The 5,162-nt window shown below is 77.3% G+C and carries 4 protein-coding genes; 3 read left to right on the top strand and 1 reads right to left on the bottom strand.

Annotated features, from left to right (window positions below; all coding sequences use genetic code 11):
- Window positions 1–122 precede the first annotated feature (122 nt).
- Genes EBM89_RS19355 through EBM89_RS19345 form a run of 3 tightly spaced genes read left to right on the top strand, consistent with a single transcriptional unit; the run spans window position 123 to window position 3,960 of the window.
- A complete protein-coding gene (locus EBM89_RS19355) occupies window positions 123–1,640 on the top strand; it encodes an O-antigen ligase family protein (protein WP_122151232.1) in 1,518 nt (505 codons plus the stop codon).
- Window positions 1,637–2,755 (top strand): glycosyltransferase family 4 protein, encoded by a 1,119-nt coding sequence (locus tag EBM89_RS19350; protein WP_122151231.1) that lies wholly within the window; start codon window positions 1,637–1,639, stop codon window positions 2,753–2,755. Before EBM89_RS19355 ends, EBM89_RS19350 begins: the two co-directional genes overlap by 4 nt.
- The gene (locus EBM89_RS19345) at window positions 2,752–3,960 is read left to right on the top strand and encodes a glycosyltransferase (RefSeq protein ID WP_122151230.1); all 1,209 of its coding nucleotides are present in this window, start codon (window positions 2,752–2,754) and stop codon (window positions 3,958–3,960) included. Before EBM89_RS19350 ends, EBM89_RS19345 begins: the two co-directional genes overlap by 4 nt.
- A gap of 208 nt (window positions 3,961–4,168) precedes the next feature.
- Here EBM89_RS19345 and EBM89_RS19340 read toward each other — a convergent pair.
- A partial coding sequence (locus EBM89_RS19340; RefSeq protein WP_122151229.1) for a glycosyltransferase occupies window positions 4,169–5,162 on the bottom strand: 994 nt, incomplete at its 5' end.

Raw genomic sequence — 5,162 nt, 5'->3', positions numbered from 1 at the left:
CGCCTGCGCACCCGGCTCTACCTGCGCGGCCCGCTGCGCGCCGAGGCCGCCCTCGGCGACCCGCGCACGCCCCGCGACCCGCAGGACCCCGCCCACCGTCCCAGCGAGCGGGAGGCCGCGGCATGACCACCACCACCCCCGCACCCCCCACGACGCCCGGGGACGACCTCGCCCCCGGCGTGCGGCCGCACCGCCTCGGGCTGGCGCCCGGCGTCCTGGAGCGCGTGCCCCGCGCCACGCCCACCCGGCGGGTGCTGCTCGCGGGCGGGCTCGTCGCCCTCGGCGTCGTCCTGGCGCTGCTGACCTCCGTCGAGCCGTACCTCACGGTCGGCGTCGGCCTCGTCGTCCTCGTCGTCGGCCTGACGCTGCGCGAGCCGCTGGCCCTGCCGATCCTCGGCATGCCGCTGCTGCTGCTCGTCAACCGCGTCGGCGGCGCGCTGTCGCTCTCCGACTTCGTGCTGTTCGTCGGGTTCTGGCCCGCGCTGCTGTTCTGCCGGCGCCCGCTGTCCCGCCCGATGCGCCACGTGCTGTGGGCGTCCGCGTTCTACCAGGCCACGGTGCTGTTCACCGTCATCGCGAACCCGTACGTCGCCAACGTCGTGGAGTGGTTCCACTCCTGGCTGCTGGTCGGCGGGGCGCTGCTCGTCGGCTGGGCCATCGGCGCCGCCGGGAAGGCCCGCCTCGCGCTCGGGCTGTTCGTCGCCGGGGCCGTCGTCGTCGCGCTGTTCGCGCTCGCGCAGTTCGTGGTCAACCTCGCCAGCGGCAACACCGGCCCGGTGTACCTCAACGAGCCGCTGATGATGCACAAGAACTACATCGGCTGCGTGCTCGCCTTCGCCGCGATCATCGTCTACACCCGGCCCCGCTGGCTGCGGTGGAACGACCTGGTCTGCCTCGGGCTGTTCGGGTTGTTCCTCGCCGGCATCCTCGTCGCCCAGTCCCGGCAGGCCCTCATCGGCCTCGCCGTCGCGGTCGCCATCGTGGCCCTGCGCCCCGACCCGCACCGGCACCGCTCCAAGGTCGTGCTCGTCGCCATCGCGGGCGCCGCGGTCGTCGTCGGGACGCTCGTGCAGGACCAGCTCGAGTCCGGCGACCAGTACAACTCCGCCTACCAGCGGCTCACCTGGTTCGCGCAGTCCGTCGAGATCTGGCAGCAGTACCCGTGGTTCGGCGCGGGCCTGCGCTGGTGGTACACCGACCGGTTCACGGAGAGCTTCCAGCCGCCCAACGCCGAGTTCGAGATGCTGTCCTCCGGCGGCCTCGTCGGCCTCGTCGGGTTCCTGCTGATGTTCCTGGTGATCCTCGTCGTGCTGTGGCGGGTCGACCCCCGCTACGGGACGCTCGCGTTCGTGATGGTGCTGATGCGGTTCGTCCAGGGGCAGTTCGACCTGTTCTGGGTCGCCGCGCAGGTGTCCATCCCGTTCGTCATCGCGGGCATCTGCCTCGGCGCCCACGCCTACGCCGCCCGGTCCGGCGCCGGCGACGACGGGCTGCCGCGCACCGTCGCGGCACCCGCCGGACCCGTGCGCGAGCCCGGACCCGCCGACAGCGCGGCCGGACGCCGGGCCCGGCACGCCCAGCCCGACCGACCGCGCCGCCGGCGCCTCCCCCTGCCGATCGGCCACAAGGAGCACGCGTGACGCACGACGTCGTGCACGTGGTGTGCACCGACGCCTTCGCGGGCGTCGAGCGCTACGTGACCACCCTCGCCCGCACCCAGGACGCCCGTGGTCTGCGGGTCCTCGTCCTCGGCGGGGCCGCGGACCGCATGCCCACCGAGCTCGCGGGCACCGGCGTCGACTGGGCGCCCGCGCCCACCCTCCGGCACGCCGTCGCCGCCCTGCGGCGGGCCTGCACCCGCCTGGTGCACGCCCACATGACCACCGCCGAGCTCGCCGCCGTGCTGACCCGGCGCGCACCCGTCGTCGCCACCCGGCACTTCGCCGCCACCCGCGGCTCGTCGGGCGTCGGCCGCGCCGTCGGCCGGTTCGTCACGCCCCGGCTCGCCGCGCAGGTCGCGATCAGCCAGTTCGTCGCCGACCGCGTCGAGGGCCCCACCACCGTCGTGCACCCGGGCGTGCCCGCCGCCACCGGACCGCGCGCCACCCGGCGCCCCGTCGTGCTCATGGTCAACCGCCTGGAGGCCGAGAAGCGCACCGACGTCGCCCTGCGCATGTGGGCCGCCTCCGGGCTCGCGGGCACCGGCTGGGAGCTGCACCTCGCGGGCGACGGCGCGCTGCGCCCCCGGCTGGAGGCGCTGGCCACGGACCTCGGCGTCGCCGGGGCCACCCGGTTCCTCGGCACCCGCACCGACGTGGACGACCTGCTCGCCACCGCCGGGATCTTCTTCGCCCCGCGCGGCGACGAGCCCTACGGGCTGTCCGTCGTCGAGGCCATGGCCCACGGCACCCCCGTCGTCGCCGGGCGCGGCGGCGGGCACTCCGAGACCGTGGGCACCGCCGACGGCGCCGTGCTGGTCGACCCCGACGACATCGAGGCCGCCGGAGCCGCGCTCGCCGCCCTCGCCCGCGACCCCGAGCGGCGTGCCGCGTACGGCGAGGAGCTCCGGGCCCTGCACCAGCACCGGTTCGCGCCGGAGGCGCACGCCGACGGCATCGCGGCGGTCTACGCCGCCGTGCTCGGGTCCCCGCTCGGCGGCGACCCTCGACCGGCCGGCACCGCCGCCCCCACGCCCGGGTCCGCGGACCCGGTGCTCGGCACCGACCCCGACGACCTCGCGGGGGTGCGCGCGTGAGCGCCCCGGCCACGCCCGGCACCCGGACCCCGGGCTCGTCGCGCGCACCCGGCGACGGCACCCGACGCGACCTCGTCGTGCTGTCCCTCGAGCCCTGGGACGAGGTGTGGCGCCGCAACCAGCACCTGGTGGCCGGGCTGCTCGCCGACGACCCCGACCTGCGCGTGCTGTTCGTGGAACCGCCCGTCGACCACCTGCACGACCTGCGGCGCGGCGCTCCCGTCCGGCTCGGGCGGCGGCTGCGCCGGCTCGGGCCCGACGACGGCGCGCCGCAGGACCGCGCGTGGGCGTACCGACCCACCAAGTGGCTGCCCCGACGGCTCGCCCCCGGCGGCGACGACCGACGCGCCCGCACGATCGCCCGCGTCGCCCGGCGGCTCGGCATGGTCGACCCGGTGCTCTGGGTCAACGACCCCGACGGCGCCGCCGTGCTGCGCCGCACCGGCTGGCGCGCGCTCTACGACATCACCGACGACTGGCTGCGCGCCGTGCGCGAGCCCGCCGAGCACGAGCGCGTCCGCGCCGCCGAGCAGGTCCTCGTGGAGCGGTGCGCCGAGGTCGTCGTGTGCTCCCCCGCGCTCGCGCGCACCAAGGGCACCGACCGGCCGGTCACGCTGCTGACCAACGCCGTCGACGTGGACGCCTACCGCACCCCGGCCGCCCGTCCCGCGGACCTGCCGGACGAGGACTACGCCGTCTACGTCGGCACGCTGCACCCCGACCGGCTCGACGTCGAGGCGTGCGTGCAGGTCGCGACCCGGCTGCGCGCCGCGGGTGCCCGCCTCGTGCTCGTCGGCCCGCCGCTGCTCGACGCGATGGACCTCACCCGGCTGGAGGCCGCCGGCGCCGTCGTGCTCGGCGCCCGGCCCGCCGCGCTCGTGCCCGGCTACCTGCAGCACGCCGGTGCGCTCGTCGTCCCGCACGTCGTCGACGACTTCACGGACTCGCTGGACCCGATCAAGCTCTACGAATACCTGGCCGTCGGCCGACCGGTCGTCTCGACGCCGGTCGCCGGGTTCCGCGACCAGCCCGCCGAGCGCGTCACCACGGCGTCCGCGCCGCAGCTCGCCGACGCGGTGCTGCGCGTGCTGGACCGCCGCGTCCCCCCGGGCCCGGGCGAGGCCCCCGCGGAGGTCCCCCGCTGGTCGGACCGCGTCCAGGAGATGCAGCAGGTCCTCACCCGCGTCCGCACCACCCCCCGCTGACCCCCGCGGGGCGCGAGCGCGCCCGCGCACTCCGCACCTCGCACGCCCCGCACCCGCACCCGCGGGTGCGCGCCGAGTGTGCAGTCCTCGCCTGTGGGGACGGGAGGGGGCGCAGGCGAGAAGTGGACAGTCGGCATGCGGCGGCGCGGGTGCGGGCGCGCGGGGACCCGCTCGCGTCAGCGGGGGCGGGCGTCAGCGGGGGCGGGCGTCAGCGGGAGCGGGCTGTGGTGCGCCAGACCTGCGTGAGGCGGTCGGCGGTCGCCGCGATGGCGTAGTCCTGCTGGACGTCCTTCCACGCGCGCGCCGCACGCTCCGCCGCGGCCTCCGGGTGGTCGAGGACCTCCGCGACGGCGGCGGCCAGGGCCGGGACGTCGCGCGGCGGGACCAGCAGGCAGCGGGCGGTGCCGTCCTCGGCGACGGCGATCTCGTCCGCGCCGCCGCCGGACGTCGCGACGACGGGCACTCCCCGCGCCATGCCCTCGGCGACGACCTGCCCGAACGGCTCCGGCGTCGGGGACGCGTGCACGAGCACGCTGAGGGCGTCCATCGCGGCGGCCGGGTCGGCGGCGAAGCCGGTGAGCTCGACCCGGTCCGACAGGCCGCGCTCGGCGACCAGCGCCCGCACCCGGTCGGCGTACGCCTGCTCCGCGAACAGCGCCTCCCCGATGATCCGGAACGTGGCGGTCGGGTACCGCTCGGCGAGCAGCGCGGCGGCCTCGACGAACTCGACCTGCCCCTTGGTGGGGCTGATCCGGCCGACCAGGCCGATGACCGGCTCGGCGGGCACGGCCCGCGCGGCGGGGTCGACGGCGACCTGCTCGGGCGCGAGGCCCGGGTACGCGAGGGTCCAGCCGCGCGGCAGGGGCAGCAGGGTGGCGGCGGTCGCGCGGGAGTTCACGACGACGTGCCGGGGTCCGCGCCGGGCGAGCACGCGCAGCACCCGCGCGACGGGGCCGGGCAGGTAGTCGTCGGCGATGCGGTCGTGCACGTGCCAGACCAGGGGGCGGCAGGCGAGCGCCGCGGCGGGCAGGCCGATGAGGTCGGCCTTGAGCGACGTGCTGTGCACGACGTCGGGGTCCAGGGCCCGCAGCAGCCGCGCGAGCCGACCGACGAACGGCAGCGTCCCCGCCGCCGACCGCGCGGCACCGGCGGCCGACCGGCCGGCGGCGGCGCGGTCGGTCGCGGCGATGCGCGGGTCGAGC

The organism is Cellulomonas triticagri, assembly GCF_003696205.1.
GTDB lineage: Bacteria > Actinomycetota > Actinomycetes > Actinomycetales > Cellulomonadaceae > Cellulomonas > Cellulomonas triticagri.
Note: the sequence above shows the minus strand (reverse complement) of the source record. Positions and strands in the feature narration are given on the sequence as shown.